Origin of the sequence: Rhizobium sp. BK251 (assembly GCF_004345245.1) — a bacterium.
GTDB lineage: Bacteria > Pseudomonadota > Alphaproteobacteria > Rhizobiales > Rhizobiaceae > Rhizobium.
In genome coordinates this window covers 325,792-349,277 of sequence record NZ_SLUQ01000001.1, presented here as the reverse complement: position 1 = coordinate 349,277, position 23,486 = coordinate 325,792, and the positions used below count along the sequence as shown (strand labels likewise).

23 protein-coding genes are annotated in these 23,486 nt (G+C 62.1%); 11 read left to right on the top strand and 12 right to left on the bottom strand.

Annotated features, from left to right (window positions below; all coding sequences use genetic code 11):
* Positions 1 to 24: 24 nt before the first annotated feature.
* Positions 25 to 282, top strand: coding sequence for a hypothetical protein (locus EV286_RS01635; protein ID WP_132955253.1), 258 nt, complete (start codon positions 25 to 27; stop codon positions 280 to 282).
* A 75-nt stretch (positions 283 to 357) separates the two neighbouring features.
* Here EV286_RS01635 and EV286_RS01630 read toward each other — a convergent pair whose 3' ends face one another.
* Together EV286_RS01630 and EV286_RS01625 are read right to left on the bottom strand one after the other, a co-directional pair.
* Complete coding sequence (locus tag EV286_RS01630) at positions 358 to 1,560, bottom strand: FAD-binding protein (protein WP_132955252.1); 1,203 nt, start codon at positions 1,558 to 1,560, stop codon at positions 358 to 360.
* The gene (locus EV286_RS01625) at positions 1,557 to 2,996 is read right to left on the bottom strand and encodes an FAD-linked oxidase C-terminal domain-containing protein (RefSeq protein ID WP_132955251.1); all 1,440 of its coding nucleotides are present in this window, start codon (positions 2,994 to 2,996) and stop codon (positions 1,557 to 1,559) included. The genes EV286_RS01630 and EV286_RS01625 overlap by 4 nt, the downstream gene beginning before the upstream one ends.
* Positions 2,997 to 3,142: 146 nt before the next feature.
* Between EV286_RS01625 and EV286_RS01620 the strand changes: the two genes are divergently transcribed.
* Positions 3,143 to 4,039, top strand: coding sequence for a LysR family transcriptional regulator (locus EV286_RS01620; RefSeq protein WP_132955250.1), 897 nt, complete (start codon positions 3,143 to 3,145; stop codon positions 4,037 to 4,039).
* Positions 4,040 to 4,044: 5 nt separating this feature from the next.
* On the opposite strand, the gene EV286_RS01615 is transcribed toward EV286_RS01620, so the two are convergent.
* On the bottom strand, positions 4,045 to 5,319 hold the full coding sequence (locus EV286_RS01615; RefSeq protein WP_132955249.1) for a DUF3422 family protein: 1,275 nt from the start codon (positions 5,317 to 5,319) through the stop codon (positions 4,045 to 4,047).
* Between the two features lie 147 nt (positions 5,320 to 5,466).
* Between EV286_RS01615 and EV286_RS01610 the strand changes: the two genes are divergently transcribed.
* The gene (locus EV286_RS01610; protein ID WP_132955248.1) at positions 5,467 to 6,042 is read left to right on the top strand and encodes an O-acetyl-ADP-ribose deacetylase; all 576 of its coding nucleotides are present in this window, start codon (positions 5,467 to 5,469) and stop codon (positions 6,040 to 6,042) included.
* Here EV286_RS01610 and EV286_RS01605 read toward each other — a convergent pair.
* The gene (locus EV286_RS01605; protein WP_132955247.1) at positions 6,039 to 6,890 is read right to left on the bottom strand and encodes a LysR family transcriptional regulator; all 852 of its coding nucleotides are present in this window, start codon (positions 6,888 to 6,890) and stop codon (positions 6,039 to 6,041) included. The two genes, EV286_RS01610 and EV286_RS01605, sit on opposite strands and share 4 nt — an antisense overlap.
* Before the next feature lie 103 nt (positions 6,891 to 6,993).
* On the opposite strand from EV286_RS01605, the gene EV286_RS01600 reads away from it, so the two are divergent.
* From EV286_RS01600 to EV286_RS01575, 6 genes are all read left to right on the top strand, one after another.
* Entirely contained in the window at positions 6,994 to 7,992 is a 999-nt protein-coding gene (locus EV286_RS01600) for a zinc-dependent alcohol dehydrogenase family protein (RefSeq protein WP_132955246.1), read from the top strand.
* 387 nt (positions 7,993 to 8,379) lie between these two features.
* Positions 8,380 to 8,877 carry an NUDIX hydrolase gene (locus EV286_RS01595; protein WP_165932764.1) on the top strand — a complete coding sequence of 166 codons (498 nt, stop codon included), beginning with the start codon at positions 8,380 to 8,382 and terminating at the stop codon, positions 8,875 to 8,877.
* Positions 8,878 to 8,955: 78 nt separating this feature from the next.
* Complete coding sequence (locus EV286_RS01590) at positions 8,956 to 10,458, top strand: inorganic phosphate transporter (protein ID WP_132955245.1); 1,503 nt, start codon at positions 8,956 to 8,958, stop codon at positions 10,456 to 10,458.
* A 13-nt stretch (positions 10,459 to 10,471) separates the two neighbouring features.
* Positions 10,472 to 11,209: a 16S rRNA (uracil(1498)-N(3))-methyltransferase gene (locus tag EV286_RS01585; protein ID WP_132955244.1), complete on the top strand. Its 738-nt coding sequence runs from the start codon at positions 10,472 to 10,474 to the stop codon at positions 11,207 to 11,209.
* A 148-nt stretch (positions 11,210 to 11,357) separates the two neighbouring features.
* Positions 11,358 to 12,731: a glutamate--cysteine ligase gene (locus tag EV286_RS01580; protein WP_132955243.1), complete on the top strand. Its 1,374-nt coding sequence runs from the start codon at positions 11,358 to 11,360 to the stop codon at positions 12,729 to 12,731.
* 95 nt (positions 12,732 to 12,826) lie between these two features.
* A complete protein-coding gene (locus EV286_RS01575) occupies positions 12,827 to 13,726 on the top strand; it encodes a DUF937 domain-containing protein (RefSeq protein ID WP_132955242.1) in 900 nt (299 codons plus the stop codon).
* An 88-nt stretch (positions 13,727 to 13,814) separates the two neighbouring features.
* Here EV286_RS01575 and EV286_RS01570 read toward each other — a convergent pair whose 3' ends face one another.
* Positions 13,815 to 14,102: a DUF1127 domain-containing protein gene (locus EV286_RS01570; protein ID WP_132955241.1), complete on the bottom strand. Its 288-nt coding sequence runs from the start codon at positions 14,100 to 14,102 to the stop codon at positions 13,815 to 13,817.
* 203 nt (positions 14,103 to 14,305) lie between these two features.
* On the opposite strand from EV286_RS01570, the gene EV286_RS01565 reads away from it, so the two are divergent.
* On the top strand, positions 14,306 to 15,259 hold the full coding sequence (locus tag EV286_RS01565; protein WP_132955240.1) for a LysR substrate-binding domain-containing protein: 954 nt from the start codon (positions 14,306 to 14,308) through the stop codon (positions 15,257 to 15,259).
* A 33-nt stretch (positions 15,260 to 15,292) separates the two neighbouring features.
* Here EV286_RS01565 and EV286_RS01560 read toward each other — a convergent pair whose 3' ends face one another.
* A complete protein-coding gene (locus tag EV286_RS01560) occupies positions 15,293 to 15,937 on the bottom strand; it encodes a TetR/AcrR family transcriptional regulator (RefSeq protein ID WP_132955239.1) in 645 nt (214 codons plus the stop codon).
* Positions 15,938 to 16,115: 178 nt separating this feature from the next.
* Positions 16,116 to 17,600: a catalase KatA gene (gene katA / locus EV286_RS01555; protein ID WP_132955238.1), complete on the bottom strand. Its 1,485-nt coding sequence runs from the start codon at positions 17,598 to 17,600 to the stop codon at positions 16,116 to 16,118.
* Positions 17,601 to 17,729: 129 nt separating this feature from the next.
* On the opposite strand from katA, the gene EV286_RS01550 reads away from it, so the two are divergent.
* Entirely contained in the window at positions 17,730 to 18,635 is a 906-nt protein-coding gene (locus EV286_RS01550) for a hydrogen peroxide-inducible genes activator (RefSeq protein ID WP_132955237.1), read from the top strand.
* 4 nt (positions 18,636 to 18,639) lie between these two features.
* On the opposite strand, the gene EV286_RS01545 is transcribed toward EV286_RS01550, so the two are convergent.
* The 5 genes from EV286_RS01545 to EV286_RS01525 form a co-directional block, all read right to left on the bottom strand.
* The gene (locus EV286_RS01545; protein ID WP_132955236.1) at positions 18,640 to 19,515 is read right to left on the bottom strand and encodes a dienelactone hydrolase family protein; all 876 of its coding nucleotides are present in this window, start codon (positions 19,513 to 19,515) and stop codon (positions 18,640 to 18,642) included.
* A 143-nt stretch (positions 19,516 to 19,658) separates the two neighbouring features.
* Positions 19,659 to 20,075 (bottom strand): MAPEG family protein, encoded by a 417-nt coding sequence (locus tag EV286_RS01540; protein ID WP_132955235.1) that lies wholly within the window; start codon positions 20,073 to 20,075, stop codon positions 19,659 to 19,661.
* A gap of 95 nt (positions 20,076 to 20,170) precedes the next feature.
* Positions 20,171 to 20,722: a hypothetical protein gene (locus EV286_RS01535; RefSeq protein ID WP_132955234.1), complete on the bottom strand. Its 552-nt coding sequence runs from the start codon at positions 20,720 to 20,722 to the stop codon at positions 20,171 to 20,173.
* A gap of 2 nt (positions 20,723 to 20,724) precedes the next feature.
* Positions 20,725 to 22,224, bottom strand: a complete 1,500-nt coding sequence (gene guaB / locus EV286_RS01530; protein WP_132955233.1) for an IMP dehydrogenase — start codon at positions 22,222 to 22,224, stop codon at positions 20,725 to 20,727.
* Positions 22,225 to 22,437: 213 nt separating this feature from the next.
* Positions 22,438 to 23,430, bottom strand: a complete 993-nt coding sequence (locus EV286_RS01525) for an MBL fold metallo-hydrolase (RefSeq protein ID WP_132955232.1) — start codon at positions 23,428 to 23,430, stop codon at positions 22,438 to 22,440.
* Positions 23,431 to 23,486: the final 56 nt, after the last annotated feature.

The window sequence follows — 23,486 nt, the reverse complement described above, 5'->3', positions numbered from 1 at the left end:
CCCAATACTAAGGAGGAGAAGGCTATGTTGAAGTTCACTTTAGCCGCGGCGTTCCTCGCGAGTGCATTCGCTGTACACGTCTATGCGCAAGAAAAGATGTTGAAATGCGATGAGCCGACCGTAATGCAGATGTCGGCTGACGCGGATGCGATGACCGATGCCTCCAAGAAGGCAGAAGCCATGAAGGAAATGAACCTCGCCAAGGAGGCATTCAAGACACAAATGGTGGACGAGTGCATGATGCACATGGAAAACGCCAGGAAGACCATGGGCAAGAGCTAGTCCGTTCTGCGGCCACTACGGAGGCCCGGCAACGGGCCTCTTTTATTTTCACTCCTCCTTGCGACATTGGACTCCTCACGCCATCTTGCCGGGGTTCAGGATACCCGCCGGATCGAGTTTCTCCTTCACCCGCCGAGCGAGCGCCGCGACTGCTTCGGTCTCCGGCTGGAAGGCCGAGGTTGCCGATCTCGCCTGCCCCGTTGCTCTCAGCAAGGTCGCGTGACCACCGCCGAGCGCCTTGATGTAACGTCGGATGAGCTCGGCTTCGGGATCGGCCTCCATGCGCATCAAGACCAGCCCGCCCTGCCAGTCGTAATAGGCGTCGACGCCGGCTTCGAGCCGCAGCGCTGCCACGAGCTGGTGACCGGCGGAGGGCGCCACTGATACTCGCCAGACCGGCCGCGTTGTCCCGTCCGCATAGGGCAGGACATCGCGAATCTCCTGCCAGAGACGACGGCTTTGCTCGGCATTCAGCCGCGCGACGCGGCCATAAGGGGACATGGCTGCCGCCAGCTTTTCCGCCCGGACGGGGACGGAGGCATCCAGCCCTTCGATACGCAGGACAGTCGCCTCGCCTTCCGGAAGGTTGCCGCCAAGGAACCGCCAGGCAACCGTCAGCGGCAGATGGGCGACACCCGAGGCATCCACGGACAGAGCCATCGCCGCCGCCATCGCAGCGGCTGCCTCGGCGTCGTTCAGGCCGGAGACGACGATCGTTTCTTCGGTCTTCAGCCGCGGCGGCACGCGGAAGGTGACTTCCGTCAGGAGGCCGAGCGTGCCGTGGGAGCCCGCCATCAGCTTCACCAGGTCGAGGCCGGTGACATTCTTCATGACGCGACCGCCGGCCTTGACGATCTCGCCGCTGCCATTGACGAAACGCACCCCAAGCAGGCTGTCGCGCGCGGCACCCGCGATAAGCCGGCGCGGACCCGCGACGTTAGCCGCGAAGACGCCACCGATCGTCGGCTCGCCGGATGTGCCCATCAGGGGCCGATGATCCATCGGCTCGAAGGCCATCATCTGGCCGTTTGCCGCAAGAGCCGCCTCGATCTCCCCGACCGGCGTGCCGGCGCGGGCTGTCATGACCAGTTCGCCGGGATTATAGGAGACGATCCCGGAAAGGCCGGTGGACCGCAATATCGCATCGGTCTCCACGGAATTTCCGTAGCCGGAGCGCGTGTTGCCGCCAATGATCGATAGCGGCTTTGCACGGGCGGCATGGGCGCGGATGATCTCCGCCGCTTCCACTTCGGTTGTCGGAATCAGCATCTCGCTCATCCGCCGCTTCGCCCGTCGAGCGGAAAGACCTTGGAGGGATTGAGCAGCCACTGCGGATCGAAGGCTGCGCGGATCGCCATCTGCTGGTCGAGGTCGGCCTGCGAATATTGATGGCGCATCAGGTCGCGCTTCTCGATGCCGACACCATGCTCGCCGGTCAGACACCCGCCGGCATCGACGCAGAGCTTGAGGATATCATTGCCCGCCGCCTCCGCGCGTGCGGCATCCTCCGGATCGTTGGCATTGAAGAGGATCAGCGGATGCATGTTGCCGTCGCCCGCGTGAAAGACGTTCGCCACCCGCAGGCCATAGCTGTCGATGATCTCAGAGGTCTTCTTCAGCACGTGGCTGAGCTGGCTGAGCGGCACGGTGCCGTCCATGCAGATGTAATCGGCGATGCGGCCGGTAGCGCCGAAGGCGGATTTCCGCCCCTTCCAGATCTGCGCCGCCTCGGTTGCGCTCTGGCATTCGCGTACGGTCTTGACCGCGTGCCTGCGCGCGATCTCGACGATGCTCTTCAGCATCGCGTCCATCTCGGCCTCCGAGCCCTCCACCTCGACGATCAGCAGCGCGCCGACATCGAGCGGATAGCCGGCATGGGCAAAGGCCTCGCAGATTTCGATTGCCGGCTTGTCCATGAATTCGATGGCGACGGGAATGATGCCTGCCGCGATGATATCGGCGACGCAGGTACCCGCCTCTTCGGACCTCTCGAAGCCAAAGAGCACAGGGCGGGCACCCTCCGGTCTGGCAATCAGCCTGACCGTTGCTTCAGTGACGATGCCGAGCTGGCCCTCCGAACCGCAGACGAGGCCGAGGAGATCATAGCCCGGCGCATCGAGAGCCTTGCCGCCAAGCTCGACGACGGTTCCGTCGGCGAGAACCATCTTGACGCCGAGCAGGTTGTTCGTCGTCACGCCGTACTTCAGACAGTGCGCGCCCCCGGAATTCATGCCGATATTGCCGCCGATGGTGCAGGCAAGCTGGGAGCTCGGGTCGGGAGCATAGAAAAAGCCGTCGGCCGCAACCGCGTCGGAGATGCTGAGATTGGTGACGCCCGCCTGGACGGTTGCCGCGCGATTGGCAAAATCGACTTCGAGGATGCGGTTCATCTTGGAGAGCCCGATGACGACGGCATCCTCCTGTGGAATGGCGCCACCGGAAAGGGAGGTGCCGGCACCGCGCGGCACCACGGGCACGCCGTATTTGTGGCAGTATTTCATCACCGCCGCGACCTGCGCGGTCGTCTCCGGCAGGGCTACGGCAAGCGGCAGGCGGCGATAGGAAACAAAGGCATCCGTCTCGAAGGGAACAAGCTCGCCGGCCTCATGGATCAGGCACTCGGGAGGCAGCAATTCGGCCAGATCCGCGACGATCTCGCGCCGGCGCGCCAGAACAGCTGCCCGCGGCTCGAGGAATGAAATGGCATGGGCCATGGCATGCTCCCTATGTGCAGATCGGCCGCCAAATAGCCTCCGGCCCCATCCTCACTGCACATCCTATCAGGCACGCTGCTTAGCACTTTCCTGAAATTGGCGCAAATGCTAAGCACTTGTGTCAAAAGAGGAAAAAATATCATTCCATGACCAATCTCGGCGATCTGGAAATATTCGCAAGGGTGGTTTCGACCGGCAGCATGTCCATGGCCGGCAGGGTGCTGGGCTTTTCTCCGGCGGTGATCTCGAAGCGTATCAAGCGACTGGAAGACCGGCTCGGGACACGCCTGCTCCAGCGCACGACGCGGCAGATTTCACTGACCGAAGCCGGCCAGGGTTTCTACGACCGGGTCCTTGCCATCCTGGCCGGGCTCGAGGAGGCGGAGGCCTATATTTCCGGCCGATCGGCACGCATGCACGGCACCCTGAAGATTTCAGCTCCGACCTCCTTCGGCCGCATGCATATCGCGCCTCATTTGCGCCCGTTCATGAGTGCCCATCCGGATCTGAACATCCATCTCGTGTTGACTGACGAGTTCACCGATATCGTCGGCGAAGGCTTCGATCTTGCCATTCGCATTGCAGAACTGACGGATTCGAGTCTCGTGGCGCGGCGGCTGGCGCCCGTGCGGCGCATTCTCTGCGCCTCGCCGGATTACGTGGCGACGCACGGCATGCCCGAGGATATAGATGCGCTGCGCGAGCACACATGCCTGCCCGCCCACAACAATGATGCCTGGCGCCTCGAGGGTCCGAAGGGGGCGATCACCCTGCGGCCCGAGGGAACGCTGATTACCAATTCCAGCGAGGTGATTCGCGAGGCTGTGATCGGCGGCCTCGGCATCGCCCTGCGCTCGACCTGGGACATCGGGCGGGAACTGCAGGAAGGTAAGCTCGTGCAGGTCTTGCCGGCCTATGAAGGATCGCGCAACGTGGCGCTTTCGGCTGTCTATCCGAGCCGCCAGTTCCTGCCGGCGAAAGTGCGTCTCTTCATCGACTACCTAGCTGAACTCTACGGACCTACGCCCTACTGGGAGCGCTAGGGCCGTCAGTGCCGTTCTTCCAGGTGCTTGCGCCGGGCTCGGCGCACGACAAACCATACCGCCAGGACGACGAAGGGCACTGCAAAGCCCGTCATGGCCTCAGGCTTGATGGGCACCAGGTCATGGTCGATGGCTTTGGTGAGGTAGCTCAGAAGGCCGATGACATAGTAGGAGATGGCAGCGACGGAGAGGCCTTCGACCGTCTGCTGCAAGCGCAACTGCAGGTTCGCGCGGCGGTTCATCGAGGCGAGCAGCACGGAGTTCTGGCGCTCCAATTCGACATCGATCCAGCTGCGGACAAGGCCGGTGGCGCGGGAGAGCTTCTGCGAGAGGTTCGCCTGGCGTTCCTCCACGGACTGGCAGGTGCGCATGGCGGGCGCAAGCCGCCGCTCGAGGAAGGAGCCAAGCGTTTCATAACCCGGCACGGGCACCTCGGCGAGGGTCGCGACGCGTTCGTTGACGATGCCGTCATAGGCGCGGCTTGCGCCGAACCGGTAGAGGCTGAGCGCCGCATTCGCCTCCAGTTCCGCCGCAAGGCGGGTGATCTCACCGAGCATCTCATCCGCCTGCTCGCGTGCATGGGCCTTCATGTGCTGGGTGACGGCGGTAAGCCCGTCCTCGATGCGGCGTATCTCCGGCGAAAGCGTCTGTGCAAGCGGCAGCCCGAGCATGGCGAGCGTCCGATAGGTTTCGATATCCAGCAGCCGCTGGACGAGCGCGCCCCTTCCCGCCTCGCTCATGCCCCGATCGATGACGAGAATCTGCGTGAGGCCATCACCGTTCTGGCGAAAATCGGTGACGATTGCGGCCTGGCCGTTCTTCGTCTGGCTATAGCAAAGGCTCGCCTGGTCAAAGAGCATCATTGCCTCGATCGTTTCGGGGCCTTCCGGGCGAATCTCCAGCCGGATGCCCGAGATCAGAAGACCGGGCGGCGAAAAGCCGTCGCCGAACGGATGAACCGGAACGTCGCCGCCGAATTTATCCGGCACCGGCCCATCCCAGAACCAGGTGGAAAATTCCGTATGTCGTTCCCAGCGCAACGTCCCCTGCCCCCAGGGAATGGCATGGTGACGCGCATCTCGCTCAGGAGGCGAGATGCCGCGGCTGCGCGAAAGCTCGGAAATCACACCGTGATGCACGGCCGCACCGCCATCCATCATGAAGGCAAGCTGGAAGATGACGCGCGGCAAAGTCACCAGCGCATAAGGCCTCGCGTGGATCTCCCCGAGGGCAAGCGCCCTGTGCGGTGCCGTCGGAAAAGTAAACTTGCCATTTGTCACGCAGCCGTCCCCCTTGCCTTGCACGGATAAACTAACAGACGCCCGGCCCCATAGGCAGAGTATCCTTTGTCACAGACGAAGCCGTGCACACTGGATCGAGGCATCCAGCGACTTATCTTCTCAGGCAAAATGCGGCGGGAGGATATCATGCGCTATGGCGGCCTCATCCAGATATGGTCGGAAGCCCTCGATCTATCGAAGACGCAGTTCACGGTCTTGCAAGGAGACATCACGCAATTGCGGGTGGACGCGATCGTGAACGCGGCCAACTCAAGTCTCCTCGGCGGCGGCGGTGTCGATGGCGCCATCCATCGTGGCGCCGGACCGGAACTGCTCGATGAGTGCCGTGGGCTGGGCGGTTGCCCTACAGGAGAGGCAAAGATCACCCGCGGCTATCGCCTGCCGGCGCGGCATGTGATCCATACGGTCGGACCGGTATGGAACGGCGGCGACCGCGGCGAGGACGAACTGCTTGCCTCCTGCTATCGCAACAGCCTGAAGGTCGCGAGGGCCAATGGGTTGAGGGCGATCGCCTTCCCGGCGATTTCGACCGGCGTCTATCGCTTTCCGGCGGACCAGGCCACGGTGACGGCTACGCGGACCGCCCTCGCGGAAAGCATGGATGGCGCGTTCGAGGAAATCATCTTCTGTTGCTTCGGCGCCGACATGGCAACGCTCTATGCACAGCAGCTGCCGCGAATGCTCGCGGATGCAAGCAACTAGCGCACGGCCAGCCGCTCGATCACCAGATCGAGGAGGAGCCGCAGACGCGTCAGGCGTTTCAGGTCCCGGTGATAGCCGACCCAGGTGTCGCGGCCAGGCGGTGGCTCGTCGACATCGATGCGCTCGATGCCCTTGATCGCATCGCCGAGCGGCCGCGGGAGGACGGCAAGGCCGGCTCCGGCGGCGCAAAGGGTCGCCTGCACATCGCGATTGTTGCTGCGCAGCGCGACCGTTGCTTCCGGCAGCACGCGTTTCAGCCAGGCGACGTCCGGCATGGTCTCGAAGGCCTGATCCATCGTCACCAGACGCGCACCCTTGCCGCCGGCACGGGGGAAATCGCCTCCGACACGCATGTAAAGCCCGTAGTCGATATGCATCAGGCGCCGCGATATGACCTCCGGCTCCGTGAAGGGCGCAATACGAAAGGCGAGATCTGCCTCGCGGCGCGGAAGGCTGAGGAGCCGCGAATCCGTAATCAACTCGACCATCACATTCGGATAGGCAGCGGAGAATTCCGCGAGGATGGGCGAAAGCACATGTGCGCCGAACCAATCCGACGACGAAAGCCGCAGCATGCCGCCCAGTTGGCGTCCCTGCCCCGCGACTTCTCGCTGCAGCGCTATCGCTTCCTCCTCCATGCGCTCGGCATGACCGAGAACCGCCGAACCCTCATCGGTGAGGACGAACCCATCGGCGGTGCGTTGGAACAGCGTCTGTCCGACGGCAGCCTCCAGGGCGCGCAGCCGCCTTCCCATCGTCGGCTGGGTCAGGCCGAGGCTACGCGCTGCCGCGCCAAGCGTCCCTTCCCGCGCGATGGCAAGAAACAGCCTTACGTCGCTCCACTCCATGACCATACCCCAAACACAAATGCATGACTTTCGTGCAGTCTATTTCATTTCCATTCACGTCTCAACGGCGCATCCTTCTGTCAACGCCATGAAGGAGACGATCATGTCCACGCAGAAAACGATGAATGCACTCATCCTCGAGAATAACGACGGGCCCTTCCGGCTTGCCGAAATTCCGCGCCCCGTGCCGCAGACAGGCGAGGTGCTGGTCCGCATCAAGGCCAGCGGCGTCAATCCGCTCGATACGAAGATCCGGGCCGGAAAGGCAGCCCACGCCCGCCATCCCTTGCCTGCCGTGCTCGGCATCGACATGGCCGGGATCGTCGAGGACGTGGGCGCGGGCGTCACCGGCTTTCGCCGCGGCGACGAGGTCTATGGCATGACCGGCGGAGTGGGTGGCGTGCAGGGATCGCTTGCCCAATATCAGGCCGTTGACGCCGCCCTGCTTGCACGGAAGCCCGCAAATCTATCCATGCGCGAGTCAGCCGCCCTGCCGCTGGTGTTCATCACCGCGTGGGAAGGGCTGGTCGACCGCGCAGACGTCAAGGCCGGACAGAAGGTGCTCGTCCTTGGCGGCGGCGGTGGTGTCGGCCATGTGGCGGTACAGATCGCAAAGTCGTTCGGCGCGGAGGTCTACGCCGTCGACGGTGCGCCGAAGGCGGATTACATCCGCAGCCTCGGCGCGACACCCATTGACTACGCGACTGAAACACTCGATGCCTATGTCCAGAAATACACGGACGGCAAGGGCTTCGACCTCGTCTACGATACGATCGGCGGCCAGGGCCTCGATACTGCCTTCCAGGCGGTAGGCCGGTTCGGCCATGTGGTCAGTTGCCTCGGATGGGGCACCCACGCGCTGGCACCGCTTTCGTTCAAGGCGGCCACCTATTCGGGCGTCTTCACGCTACTGCCTCTGCTGACCGGCGAAGGCCGCGAACATCACGGCGAAATCATGCGTGCGGCCACGAAGCTGGCGGAAGCCGGCCATCTCGTGCCTAAGCTCGACGCCCGCCGCTTCGGCATCGGCGATGTGGCGGAAGCGCATCGGCTGATCGAAGATCGCGAAGCCGCAGGAAAGATCGTCGTCGACATCGAATGAAAGCGGCATTTCAATCGCAGCCGCTATCCTTTAGATGCTGCCGCGTCCCACTACCGGGGCGCGGTAGGCCGCCGTCAACTCATGGTAGCAGTCAGTCGAGCGCGGGAAGGATTTCCGTTCAGAAGCTCGCAGCGTTTTTTTCTCCACCGCGCCACGGGCGGGCGACCAAGCCCGAATAAAGAATCCGCGACATTCTTAGCGGTGGAAATGTCGCGAAAAGACCGATTCGTGGCGGTATTTTTGACCCGGATCACATCCGGTTTCCGTATGAAATATTCTTCACTTTTGTACCTCTAAGTACTTTTGCCATATTGATCGCAGAAGTTTTAAATAGAATGCTTATATACAGGTGATTCTCACTCGACTATCGAAAGGACGCTCCGACAAGTGACCCTGCTGACCCGCATTGCTTCTGACGTGCAACTCATGTTTCGGCGTCCGCCGCGACAGCAATATGCCGCGCTCTGCTATCGGGTGAAGAAGAAGACGGGTGATGTCGAGGTGTTGCTCATGACCAGCCGCGACACCGGCCGGTGGGTAATACCCAAGGGTTGGCCCATGTCCGGCAAGCTCTCGCACGAGGTTGCCGCCCGCGAGGCATTCGAAGAAGCCGGCGTGCGTGGCTCCGTCGATACAGAAACGCTCGGCAGCTACGGCTACCAGAAGGTCCTGAAGGACGGGATCAAGGTCGATTGCAAGGTCAAGGTCTACGGTCTACAGGTTTCCGACCTTGCGAAGACCTACAAGGAAAAGGGCGAGCGCGAGATCGAGTGGGTCTCCTGCAACGAAGCCGTAAAGCGCGTCAACGAGCCTGAACTCAGGGACATCATCCTGGCTTTCCAGCGGAAGATGGCAGACCAGCCTGCGACCAAGGACAAGAAATAAACGTCGCGGGACAGTCGCGGAACTCTTGCATATCGGCCCACCTGGGGCCAATGCAGGAGCCTCGACCGAGGAAATGCCATGCCTGACCGACCGGCAATACTGACGAAGCGGACACTCGACAAGGACCTCGACAAGCTCACCCATGTCGAGGACGCGACGAAGCACGTCTCGCGGAGCCTCGTCGCGCCTGGAATCGGCCTCATCTTCCTCGGCCTGGCGATGCTTTCCGCCGGTGTCTATGTGTTCAATCGTCCGGACGCCGTCCTGATCATCGCCGCGTCCGCGCTGGCCGCCTACATGGCCATGAACATCGGCGCGAACGACGTGACGAACAATGTCGGCGCGGCTGTCGGCGCGCGCGCCATGACGATGGCCCAGGCACTGATCATCGCGGCGATCTTCGAGGTGCTCGGCGCCATGATTGCCGGCAACGAGGTGGTGAAGACCATCTCCTCGGACATCGTCGATGCGGTTCATGTCGGCAACAATGAGATACTCGCGTGGATCATGATGTCGGCGCTCATTGCCGCCGCGCTCTGGATCAACCTCGCCACATGGCTACGTGCGCCGATTTCAACGACCCACGCGATCGTCGGCGCCGTCGTCGGCGCCGGCATTGCCGCCGTCGGGCCGGCGCCGGTGAATTGGGAGGTGATGCTGGAGATCTCGGCCGGATGGATGCTTTCTCCCATCCTGGGCGGCATCATCGCGGCGTCCCTGCTCTTCTTCATCAAGACCTTCATCATCTACCGCGACGACAAGATCGCCGCCGCCCGGCGCTGGGTCCCGGTCCTCGTAGCGATCATGGCCGGCGCGTTTACCTCCTATTTGCTGTTGCAGCTGCAGATATCGGCAGGTCTTTCCAGACTGACGGTGAGCCTCCTCGGCGTTTTTGCAGGCCTGCTTTTCTGGCTTTTTGCGCACCCGTTTGTCGCGCGTCAGGCAGAAGGCCTTGAGAACAAGAACAGTTCCCTTCGTTCGCTGTTCCGCCTGCCGCTCATAGGCTCCGCAGCACTCCTTTCTTTTGCCCACGGTGCGAATGACGTTTCCAACGCCATCGGGCCTCTGTCGGCTGTGGTGCGCTCGGCCGAGGCCGGCCTTTTATCCCGCGATGCGCCCCTTCCGATCTGGGTCATGCCGATCGGCGCTTTCGGCATTTCGGTGGGATTGCTCCTCTTCGGGCCGCGCCTGATCCGGCTGGTCGGCGAGCAGATTACTAAGCTCAACCCGATGCGCGCCTATTGCGTAGCGCTTTCGGCTGCGCTCACCGTGATTGCGGCCTCGTGGCTCGGGCTGCCGGTAAGCTCGACCCACATCGCCGTCGGCTCGGTCTTCGGCGTCGGCTTCTTCCGTGAATGGTACACCCGCCACTCGAGGCGCCGGCTCGCCTATATGCGCCAGAAGGCCGAGCACTGGCACATCGACGAGCCCGAGGAGCGCAATGCCGACGAAGCGCGCCGGCGCTATCTCGTTCGCCGCTCGCATTTCATGACGATCATCGCCGCGTGGATGATCACCGTCCCCGTCACGGCCACGCTTGCGGCAGCGGTTTATTGGGTTATGTTCGCGCTCTTTGTTTGAGGAACGGAGCGACATGCGGGCCAATTTTCGTATGCAGCGGCTTTTTGTCGAGCAGGCGCTCGGCCGGGGTGCCGAGGTCGAGGCCAACGGCGAGCAGTTCAACTACCTCGCCAATGTGCTGCGGTTGACCGAGAGCGCGGAGATCCTCCTTTTCAACGGCCGGCACGGTGAGTGGAAGGCGCGGATAGGCTTCCCCAGCCGCAAGCGGATCACCATGACCGCGATCGAAGAGACACGACCGCAGCCGGAGCCCTGCGACCTCCACTACCTCTTCGCGCCGCTGAAGGTCGGGCGGTTGGACTATCTGATCCAGAAGGCCGTCGAAATGGGCGCCGGCGTGTTGCAGCCGGTGATGACGCAGCACGTGCAGGGCAAGATCACCAACCTGGAGAAGGTGAAAGCCAATGCTATCGAGGCGGCCGAGCAATGCGGCGTGCTCGGCATTCCCGAGGTGCGGGAGCCCGTGAGGCTACAGGATCTCCTCGACGGCTGGCCGAAGGAGCGGCGCATCATCTACTGCGACGAGGGCGATGCCGGACAGAACCCGCTGCCGCTTCTCTCCAGGATCACCGAGAAGCATCTGGCACTCCTGATCGGGCCCGAGGGAGGCTTTTCGGAGGAAGAGCGCGCCATGCTTCGCGGCCTGGATTTCGTCACGGCCATCCCCCTCGGTCCCCGCATCCTGCGCGCGGACACGGCGGCGGTCGCGGCGATGGCATTGATCCAGGCAAGTGTCGGCGACTGGAATTAACCCTGGCATCGCCTGCCGGCAGAATACGCTGCTATTTTTTTGATGAAGTGTTGAAACGATTTCACTTGCAACATACGTGGGAGCGGTCCTAATCACCCTTCCAATCGCCCGGTTTTTTCCTGGCCCCTCCCATTGCAGGTAGACTTGAATGGCTCGCGATACCACGGACCAGACGCCGCTCTCTTCGGTTCAGGAGCTGACCGATTATCTTGCCGAGGGGAGCAAGCCGAAGGAGAAATTTCGCATCGGCACCGAACACGAGAAGTTCGCCTTCTTTCGTGCCGACAACAGCCCCGTGCCCTACTTCGGCGAGGCGAGCATTTCCGCATTGCTGAAGGGACTGCAGGAGAAATCGGGCTGGGACCCGATCATGGATCGCGGCAATATCATCGGGCTTGGCGAACCGAGCGGGATGGGCGCGATCTCGATCGAGCCGGGCGGGCAGTTCGAGCTGTCGGGTGCACCGCTGGAGACGATCCACCAGACCTGCAAGGAATCGAACCAGCACCTGGCGACGTTGCGCGAGATCGCCGAACCGCTCGGCATCCGCTTCCTGGGTATCGGCGGCAGCCCGAAATGGACGCTCGCAGAGACGCCGCGGATGCCGAAGTCGCGCTACGAGATCATGACGCGCTACATGCCGAAGGTCGGCTCCAAGGGCCTCGACATGATGTACCGGACCTGCACGATCCAGGTTAACCTCGATTTCTCCTCCGAAGAGGACATGCGCCGCAAGATGCGCGTGTCGATGAAGCTGCAACCGCTTGCGACGGCGCTGTTCGCCTCCTCGCCCTTCACCGAAAGCAAGCCGAACGGGCTCGTCTCCTGGCGCGGCGATATCTGGCGCGACACCGACAACCAGCGCTCCGGCGTCCTCGATTTCAGTCTGAAAGAGGATTTCCAGTTCCGAGACTATGTCGAGTGGGCGCTTGACGTACCGATGTATTTCATCGTGCGCGATGGCCGTTATCGCGACTGTACCGACATCACTTTCCGCCAGTTCATGAACGGCGCGCTGAAGGGCGAGATCGTCGATTGGGAACCGACGATGGGAGACTGGACCAATCATCTCTCGACGCTCTTCCCTGACGTGCGCCTGAAGCGTTTCCTCGAAATGCGCGGCGCCGACGGCGGTCCGTGGCGCCGCATCTGTGCGCTGCCGGCCTTCTGGGTCGGCCTGCTCTATGATGACGCAGCGCTCGAAGCTGCAGATTCGTTTACACGCGACTGGACCTATGCCGACGTCATGGCCATGCGCAACGCCGTGCCAACGCGCGGCTTGCAGGCGGAACTCGGTGGTAGAGGTCTCCTCGACGTGGCACGCGACGTCGTCTCCATCTCGCGCGACGGCCTGAAGTCGCGCGCGCGACTGAACGGTGAAGGCCAGGACGAGAGCATATTCCTGGCGCCTCTGGAGGAGGTGCTCGCAAAGAGGGCGACACTCGCCGACGATCTGCTGATGCTTTATCACGGGCGCTGGAATGGCAGCGTGGAGCCGGTTTTCGAGGAATATCAATACTGAGCGCTTGAACGCGCTGGGAAAAACCGGTTTGCGCGTTTCTTTTTCCGGATATAGTGGTCTGAATGCACGCATGTGACTCGGGGAAAGGAACATCGATGCTGCCACTCTTCGAAATGATGATGCAGGCGCAGAACGGAGCAGCCATGGATGCCATGGCCAAGCAGTTCAACCTGGCTCAGGAGCAGGCGACCAAGGCCATGGCCGCGCTCATGCCCGCATTTTCCTCCGGTCTCAGGCGCAGCACCGAAAATCCCTATGACTTCATGAGCTTGATGCAGTCCGTTGGTACCGGAAACTACGGCAAATATTTCGAGGACATGAGCCGCGCCTTCACGCCGGAAGGTATTTCCGACGGCAACAATATCCTCGGGCAGCTCTTCGGATCGAAGGAGGTTTCCAAGGCGATTGCTGCGCAGGCGGCGCAGATGACCGGCATCGGCCAGGAAATCTACAAGAAGATGCTGCCGGCGATGGCCGATACGCTGATGGGCGGGCTCTTCAAGCAGACGACCGGGCAGATGAGCGCCCCCGTCAATCCCTTCGTCAACACTGCCATGGGCGAGATGGTGCAGAAATGGCTGGAGAGCACGGGCTTTGCCCCAAAGCCGCAGAAGGCGCCCGAGCCCAGCATCTTCGACAATCCTTTCACACAAGCGATGCAGCTGATGTTCGCGCCGCAGGCACCGAAACGCAGTGATGCGCCGGTCGCAAACCCTTTCCTGGACAATCCATTCGCCAAGGCATTCCAGGAGATGATGGGTGGTTTCGCTCCAAAACCGGCGGCGCAACCGCAGCCTGAGCCCGAGCCAGAACCGGCGCCCAAGGCAACGCCCGCCCTCGACCTCACTGCCTACAGCGACATGCTGAACTCGATGTTCGACAGCGGGCTGGAAGTCCAGAAGAACTACCAGAAAAGCATGGAAGCCATCTTCGACAGCTACAGCAAGGCGCCGGAAAAGCCGGCACCTTCGCGCAAGGCTCCGAAGGGCAAATAAAAAGCCCGGAGACCGCTTGGGAAAGCCGGTCACCGGGCAGTCGGCAGGGCTAATTGGCTATCACCCTGCGGGGAAAATCGGGCCCCTGCTAGTCAGCAAGAGTGAGGCGTGCGCGCTGGCGCGCCGTTCGTGCAAGCTGGGACGACGGATCTTCAAAAAACGTCGCATTCAGGAGCGCAGAATTGAGGTCGGCCCGCGTGAGGCCGATATCCCTCAACTGATTGTCGTCGAGCTCGTGGAGCTGGTTGACTTCCATCCGATTGCGGAAAACACGCAGGGCGGATGCAACCAATGTCCAGCCGCTGGCCACACGTCCGAAGAACGTCGTTGCCGGCTGGCCGAGCTCGAAGTCTATAATCCGGTCTGTCGTGCGCATCGGTGTATCCTTTCTTTGAGGCGCGCAACAACCCACTCCTCCCAAGAGGTCCTTCGGGAGAAAGCTAGGTTGAAATACAAGCGGACAGACAGTGGGTCTGTCCTTCATTCTGCTGATTTGCATCGTGAAGATGCCAAAGACCTATTGATCAGTCCAACGAATGTTTCTAATGGTTATCATCATATCTTTTCATAGGTGAGATCATGTCGGCACCGCTTGATATCGACCAGTTGCAGACCTTCATCGCCATCGTGGACTCGGGTAGCTTCACCAGAGCGGCCGAGCGCGTGTTCAAGACACAGTCGGCCGTCTCGATGCAGATGCGCCGCCTGGAGGAACGCGTCGGGAAGCAGCTTTTCATCAAGGACGGCCGCGGCAACCGGCTGACTGCCGAAGGCGACAAGCTGTTGAACTACGCTCGCCGCATCATCCGCCTCAACAACGAGGCCATTGCCGCCTTCGACGACAACCGTCTGGAGGGAACGCTGCGCATCGGCACGCCCGACGACTATGCCGACCGCTACATGCCGGAGATCATCGGCCGCTTCGCCAAGACCCATCCGAGCGTCGAGCTCTATATCGTCTGCGAACCGTCGGTCGACCTGGCCGAGCGCATGAGCCGCGGCGAGCTCGACATCGCGCTCGTCACCCACAATCCGCGTGAACGCATGTCGGACGTGGTGCGCACGGAGCCGCTTTGCTGGGTCGCATCGGCCAACCATCCGATCCGGGACGACGCGCCGGTTCCGCTCGCGGTCGGGCGACGAGACTGCCAGTGGCGCCAGCTTGCCTGTTCGGCCCTGGATGCCGTTGGGCGCGAGCACCAGATCCTGTTTACCAGCTGGTCCTGCACAGTGGTTGCGGCCGCGGTGCTTGCGGGCATGGCCATTTCGGTGATGCCGGAGTCGGCGCTGCGCACCGGCATGAAGGTTCTGACCCAGGCGGACGGCTTTCCCGCCCTGCCCCCGGTACAGATCGGCATCATGAAGCGGCCGGGCGTTTCCTTGTCTCTCATGAATGCAATCACGGCACATATCACCGCCTGCCTCGACAACATCACGCCGGCGGCGGTCGATGACGGCCTCGAGTCGGACGTAAAGACCTATGTGCGGAACTATCCGCGTCAAAGAGCCGGGCAGGTTTTGCCGAGCTGGTAAGGCCCAGAAGCGGCGGGGCCCTGGCGGCCTCGCCTATGCCTTGCCCGCGGCAGGCTCGGGGGCAAACAGGGCGATACGGATCGCCTGTTTCCATTCCGCCATCATGCGCTTTGCCAGCGCCTCGTCGCTGAGAACCGCCAGGCGGATCGATGCACCGATCAGATGACTGAAGAGGTTGAAGCGTGCATGCCAGTCCACGCTGCTATCCGGCGGCAGGAGATGCGCGACAGCACCCTGGAAGATATCCGCGACGCGGCTGCTGTGTTGAATATTCAGACGCAGCAGATCCTGGTCGGTCTCGGTTCCCATCCATACGCCGAGATAGGTCGGATCGGTGCGGTAGGCATGGTAGTACCAGTCGATCATGCCGCAGGTAAGGTCCAGTGCGTGCTCGAGCGAATGGACCGAGCTGAAAGCTTCGGCTGTCTTTGCCTGGATTGCCGACGCGTGCCGGTCAAAGAGGGCCTTTACGATCGCCGCCTTCTCCGGAAAGTACTGGTAGACGGACCCGATCGGCACCTTCGCGACGGCGGCGAGCTCCGTCATTCGCATTCCATTCACGCCCTTGGCCGCGATCAGTTCGGCGGCAGCGGAAAGGATGGTGTCGAGCCGCTGAATGCTGCGTTCCTGCTGGGGCTCCCGACGAAGCGTGATGCGGCTCAACCCAGTGGCACTCATGGTGTCCCTATAAATCCCTAAGAGCGAACCGAGCCTGTCCAATACCTGCCCAGCGGCCCGATATGACATGCACAGGTTCACTCCCGGTAAAAGGAACATGTGGCATTTTAAGGATGCCGTCCCACCAAAAAAATCGGGGCCGCAGGCCCCGATTCTGTAGGTATTCCAATAGATAACGCTACTCGGCGGCGGCGCTGATCGTATCCGGATCGTAGCCGTGGGCAGCCTTCAGGGCAGCCCGGACGCCGGCTTCATAGTCCGGATGAATGAGCTTGAAATGACCAAGCTGCCGCTCGACGATCTCTTTCGGCACACCGCCCATCGCGGCCGCAATGTTGGAGAACAGGCGCGCACGCTGACCTTCATCGAAGAGATTGAAGAGTGCGCGGGGCTGCCCGTAGTCGTCGTTACCTTCGCGGTGGTTGAAGCGCGCCATGTCGCCGACGATCCGCAGCGGCGGTTCCTGGGCGGCAGGTTGCTCGACCGGTCCGCTGAAGGAATTCGGCTCGTAGTAGGCGTCCGGGTTGCCGGTGCGGATGCCGCCAAACGTATTCATCTGCCCATCCCGATGATAGTGATGGATCGGCACCTTCGGCTGGTTGATCGGAATGTTTTCGTAGTGGGTGCCGAGACGGTGGCGATGGGCATCGGCATAGGAGAAGATGCGGGCCTGCAGCATCTTGTCCGGCGAGAAGCTGATCCCGGGCACGATGTTGGAAGGCGAGAAAGCCGCATTCTCGATTTCGGCGAAGTAGTTTTCGGGATTGCGGTTCAGCTCCAGAACACCGATTTCGATCGGCGGATAGTCGCCATGCGGCCATACCTTGGTCAGGTCGAAGGGGTTGTACGGTGTCTTGTCGGCATCGAGCTCCGGCATCACCTGCACCTGAACGGTCCAGCGCGGATAGTTACCCTGCTCGATCGAGCCGTAGAGGGCCTCCTGATAGCTCTCGCGCGTCTTGCCGATCACCGATTCAGCCTCGGCATTGGTGTAGAACTTGTGGCCGTGCTGGGTCTTGAAGTGGAACTTGACCCAAAAGCGTTCGCCCGCATCGTTCCAGAACGAATAGGTGTGGGAACCGTATCCGTTCATGTGGAGCGGCGACGTGGGACAGCCGCGGTCGGACATGAGGATCGTTACCTGATGCAGGGATTCAGGCGAAAGCGACCAGAAGTCCCACATGGCGGTCGCCGACCGCAGGTTGGTCTTCGGATGGCGCTTCTGGGTGTGGATGAAATCCGGAAACTTGTAAGGGTCACGGACAAAGAAGACCGGCGTGTTGTTGCCAACGAGGTCCCAATTGCCCTCCGAGGTGTAGAACTTCAATGCGAAGCCGCGCACGTCGCGCTCGGCATCGGCCGCACCGGCCTCACCGGCAACGGTTGAGAAGCGGGCAAGCATTGGCGTTTCCGCGCCGGGCTGCAGCGCCGCAGCCTTCGTATACATCGAGATGTCGCCGGTGATCTTCAGCGTACCATGGGCACCCCAGCCCTTCGCGTGAACCGGGCGTTCAGGGATGCGCTCGCGATTCTGGTGGGCCAGCTTTTCGATGAGCTGGTAATCCTGAAGCATAACGCCGCCGCGCGGACCTGCCGTGATGGAATTCTGGTTGTCGGGGACGGGCGCGCCGGCGGTCGTCGTCAGTGGTGGGCGATCGGCCATATCTGTATCCTCCTTTGGGACGGGAATTTCATCCGAGCGTTCTCCTGAGCTCGAGCCTTGAAGTTGTCCCATTGACCGACGATAATTTCCAATCGTATTTACTGTCCCGGTCAATCGGAAAAACTGATCGTGCTGACGCTCCGACAGATGCGCTACTTCGAAGCCCTTGCATCCACTCGCCATTTCGGGAGGGCGGCGGAACTCGTCCATATCAGCCAGCCTGCGCTCTCCGCGCAGATCATGGAAATGGAGGAATATCTCGGCGCAAGACTGGTCGAGCGGGTGCGCGGCAAGACGATCCTCACGCGCAAGGGGGAAGAAATCCTCGCGCATGTGCGGATCATTCTGAACGAGGTCAACCGGCTGGAGCGGAGTGCAAGGAGCGACGGCGGCACGCTGCAGGGGCTGATCCGAATCGGCATCATTCCCACGGTTGCGCCCTATCTGGTGCCGCAGTTCATTCCGCAGCTGCGACAGGGGTACCCGGCCGTCGAGATAGAGCTGAAGGAGGCCGTCACCAGCCGCCTGATCGCCGACCTCTCCGAAGGAAAGCTGGATGTCGTCATTGCGGCAATGCCGATTGAGGCGGAAGGGATCGCCACGCGCTCGCTTTTCACCGACCGCTTCTTCATGGCGGTCGCGGAGAACGGAGAGGCGGTGCTGATGTCACCGCTGACCGAGACCGAGGTGAACGTGGATCGCCTGCTGCTGCTCGAGGAGGGCCACTGCCTGAGAGACCAGGCACTTGCCGTCTGCAGCGCCGGCAAGCGAAGCCTCGTCAATTTCGGCGCGACATCGATGGCAACGCTGCTTCAGATGGTTTCGCACGACATGGGGATGACGCTCATCCCGGAGATGGCGATCCCGACCGAGACGAGCCGAAACGCCATCCGCATCGTTCCCTTTGCCGAACCTCAGCCTTCTCGCGAGATCGGCCTTGCCTGGCGCCGCAGCGACCAGCGTGACGCAGACATGGCCGCTCTGGCGGAGGTCATCATCGCCGCCAGCCCATCACCCTATGAAGAGGCCGCCTGACCGGTCAGGCGAGGTTCTTCTTCAGGAAATCCACCGTCCGCTGCCACGCAAGATCGGCCGCCGCCTTGTTGTAACGTGCAGCCGAAGTGTCGTTGTTGAAGGCGTGGTTCACGCCATCATAGATGAAGATCTCGAAGTTCTTGTTGTTCGCCTGAAGCTCCTTGCGGTAGGCGTCGACGCCAGCATTGATGCGGTCGTCCAGCCCGGCATAATGGAGCAGCAGGGCAGCCTTGATGTTGGGAACCGCGTCTGCCGGCGGCTGCATGCCGTAATAGGCAACGCCCGCCTTTAGCTCCGGAGATTTCGTGGCAAGGCTGTTGACCAGGCCGCCGCCCCAGCAGAAGCCGATCGCGCCGACATTGCCGTTGGTACCCGGCACCCTCGAAAGATAGAGGACGCTCGCCTCGGCATTCGCGATTGTGGTTGCCGGATCCAGCTTGCTGAACATCTCGCGTGCCTGATCCTCGTTTTCGGGCGTGCCGCCCTCCGGCGACAGGAAATCGACGGCGAGAGCGACAAAGCCCTCCAGCGCCATGCGCCGCGCAACGTCGCGGATATGAGGATTGAGGCCGCGGTTCTCGTGAATGACGATGACGCCGCCGAGCGGCGCCGAGGCATCCTTCGGTCGTACGAGATAGCCTTTCATCTCGCCATTGCTGCCCGGAAAGGTCACGTCCTCCGCCGTCAGGCGACTGTCGTCTGACGCGACCATCTCGGCCGCAGCCTTGTTGGCGGCAAGCAGCGGCACGATGATCGCCGCACTCGCTGCCGAGCCGGCAAGCTTCGTCAGCTTGTCCATGAAGGCGCGTCGGTCCAGCGTAAGGTGCGTATACTCGTCATAGGCGTTGATCATCGCCTGGGTGATGTTCGGCCTTTCCATGGGTTTTCCTCCTTTTTCCCACCCGGACGGCGAGCTCCGCGCCGGCGCCATCCTCCGACAGGATATGTCAGCGGGTGGTAACGGAGGAACACAACTGCGTTACCGCGGCCCGCGTGGCCGCTGGAATTGCGCAACCGCAGAGATCAGCTTGCAAGCATCCACGAGGCGAGCCAGGCCCACATCGCGCCCAGCACCACGTAACCCGCGGCAAAAAGCGGGCTGCGATAGCGCAGGTTGTTGCTGGTGATATGGACATAGGCATGCAGGAAGCGCGTCGCGACAAACGCCCAGGCAAGCCCGACCGCGATCAGATTGTCGGCCTCGGTCATATAGAGAAGGATGCAGCAGAGGTGGAAGAGGACGGGCAGCTCGAACTGATTTCCGATGCTGTGACGAACCACAAGGCTCTCGGGCGGCTCGTCTCTGTTGAGGCGAAACTGGTCCTGGGTCGCCTTGCCCGCCTTGACGACCGCGCTGCGGCGCAGCCCGAGCACGCCATAGAGGCCAAACACGAGCACTACGTGAGCGATCATGGGCCAGAACATTTCATAGCCGGTCATAGAACACTCCCTTTCCCCTCTGACGCTTGCGCCGAGCAGTAGCCGAAAGGCAGAGGAGATGCCAGTGCCCGGGCGGCACCGCCGGGCAGCCGGCTTCAGTCGGAGCGCGGGAGCGTACGGACCATCAGAAAGCGGACGATGAGGATCAAGCAAATGGCGAGGCTTGCGAATTTCAGCCGCGTCAGCCACGGCAGAAGTGCGGCGGCGATCCCTGACGAGGGACTTTCGCCGAAGGCGAGCAAGCCTGCGATATTCTCGGCGTAGTCTGCCAGTCCGTAAATTAAGGGCAGGACATAGGTGATCCTGCCAAGGACCGGGTGGACGCTCCGCCCGCGCCAGGCGTCTATCGGGCCAAGCCTCATGAAAATCAGAAGAAGCAGCGCGGTCAAAGCCGCCGGCAGGACGAGCTCCGGGCCGAGATACATGGCCCGCAAGATGCCGGCCGCCGTCTCGTTCTGGGCGAGAAGCTGCTGCATGCGGACGACGGTCGAAACGTCGTAGCCGGCGAAATAGGTGTCCAGCATCGCCTGCCCCGTATCGTGCTGGAAGGGCAGGACGTAACCGAAGATGTCCCAGGCAAGAAGCGCGGCGCAGACGGCCGCGAGCAGCACCATGATCCAGGTCGGAATCGCGCTGCCCGCCGTCATTCTCAGCCGCCGGCGCCCGGATAGTTCGGGCTTTCGCGCGTGATGGTCACGTCATGGGCGTGGCTTTCGCGCAGGCCTGCGCCGGAGATGCGCACGAAGGTGGCGCGCTCCTGGAAATCCTTGAGGTCGGAGCCGCCGACATAACCCATCGCCGCCTTCAGGCCGCCTGCCAGCTGGTGCAGCACGCCGGAAACGGGACCCTTGTAGGGAACCTGACCTTCGATGCCTTCCGGCACGAGCTTCAGCGTATCGCGGACTTCCGCCTGGAAATAGCGGTCGGCCGAGCCGCGGGCCATCGCGCCAACCGAGCCCATGCCGCGATAGGCCTTGAAGGAGCGGCCCTGGTAGAGATAGACCTCGCCGGGGCTTTCATCCGTGCCGGCAAGCAGAGAGCCGATCATGCAGGCGGAGGCGCCGGCTGCGATAGCCTTTGCAAGGTCGCCCGAGAACTTGATACCGCCATCTGCGATCACCGGAATATTGGCGGCCTGTGCCGCGTCGACGGCCGACATGATTGCCGCAAGCTGCGGCACGCCGACGCCGGCGACGATACGGGTCGTGCAGATCGAGCCAGGACCGATGCCGACCTTGACTGCATCAGCGCCGGCATCGATCAAGGCCAGCGTTCCGTCGCGGGTCGCAACGTTGCCCGCCATGACGCGGACCGAGTTTGAGAGCTTCTTGACCCTCGTCACCGCGTCAAGAACGCGCTGTGAATGGCCATGCGCGGTATCAACGACCAGCAAGTCTACGCCAGCAGCGATCAGGCGCTCGGCGCGGTCGAAGCCGTCGTCACCCACGCTGACGGCGGCGGCGACGCGAAGCCTGCCCTGCGCATCCTTGGAGGCGTTCGGATTGAGCTGGGATTTCTCGATATCCTTGACGGTGATGAGACCGACGCACCGGCCCTCGCCATCCACGACGAGCAGCTTTTCGATGCGATGCTGATGGAGAAGCCGCTTGGCCTCCTGCTGGTCGACGCTTTCCTTGACCGTGACCAGGTTTTCCCGCGTCATCAGTTCGTAGATCTTCTGCGACGGGTCGGAAGCAAAGCGGACATCGCGGTTGGTCAGGATGCCGACTAGGCGGCCACTGCGGCCGCCACCGCCATTCTCGACGACCGGAATGCCGGAAATGCCGTGCGCCTTCATGAGGCCCAGGGCATCGGCAAGTGTCTCATCCGGGCCGATCGTCACGGGATTGACGACCATGCCGCTTTCGAACTTCTTCACCTGATGAACCTGCTCGGCCTGTTCGACCGGCGTCAGGTTGCGATGGACGACGCCGATGCCGCCGGCCTGCGCCATGGCGATGGCGAGCCGGCTCTCGGTCACCGTGTCCATGGCTGCGGAGATGATGGGAAGGTTGAGATCGATATCCTGCGCGATGCGCGTCGCGATATTCGTCTGGCCCGGCATCACTTCGGAATGCCCGGGCTGAAGAAGCACGTCGTCGAAGGTTAGCGCGTCCGCGCCGGTTGCCGTCTCTATGATGCGTGCCATGGCCAATTTCCTCGTCTTAAAGAAAATGCAAAAGCCTTCCGGAACGAATCGTCCGCCCGGGCGGTTTCACAAGGGTTTCTTGGAAGTTGGCGAGGGCTGGTAACACGTCTATGACAGGAAGGGAATAGCAAAAAGCCCGGCGAGGGTACCGGGCTTGAGATGGCTGCTATGCGTTCCAAGCATCGGCGGAGAGCGAAAGAACGCGCCTTTCCATCAGATATCAAACTGATAGGTCTTCGGCACGAAGCGGTAGCCGGTCTCATATCGCTCGACGAAACCAACCGCGGGGAACGGCATGTGATAGCCGAGAAACGCGATCCGGTCTGTCGCGACCATGTCGAACACCTTCTTGCGTGAAGCGGCGGCATCGGCCTTGTCCATGTCGAAACGGACTTCCCAGTCCGGTCTCTGCAGGGACAAGATGTAGTGATTGGCCGTGTCGCCCGTCATCAACAGTCGCTTGCCGTCCGACTCCACATGGAAGACCATGTGGCCCGGCGTGTGGCCGGTGGCGAGCATGGCCGTGATGCCGCTGACCACCGGTTCGCCCTCCTTGATGAAAGTCGTCTTCTCGGCAAGCGGTGCGACATTGCGCAAGACCAGCTTGTGGCCGTTCTCGGCAGGCGTGCCTTCTCTGGCCTTGTCCGACCAGAAGTCATATTCGGCCTGGCCGGCGACATACCGCGCGTTCTTGAAGGCGGGAGCGCCGTCCTCCATCAGGCCGCCGATATGGTCGCCGTGCATATGCGTAAGCGCGACGACCGTGATCTGGTCGGGGGTATAGCCTGCGGCGGCAAGACCGTCCTTAAGCAGCCCCATGCCGCGCTCGCGCGAAGCCGCCCCGAGCCCCGTATCGACAAGGATCACGTCCGTTCCGGTGTCGACAATCGCCGGCGAGTAGCTGTTCACGAACTTGTCGGCCGGCAGGAAGTTGGCCGACAGCAACTGATCCACCGTCTCCGGCGCCTGGTTCGTCCCGAAGGTACTGCCGGGCTTCTCGATGACGTCGGAGCCGTCCTTGACGACCGTGACCGTAAACGAGCCAAGCTTGAAGCGATTGATCTGGGGTGGGGTTGCAGCATTCATTTGGTTTTCCGTTCCGCTCGTTGCCGCCATGGCATATCGCGTATTGATGATCGGCGCAGCAAGCAGTCCCAGCCCTGCGGCCAGCACAGTGCGCCTGTCGATAGAAATCAAATTCGTCATCGCCACCCTCCTCATATGCGGCCTGTCACCGCGGCATGCGTTCGAATTCAATACAA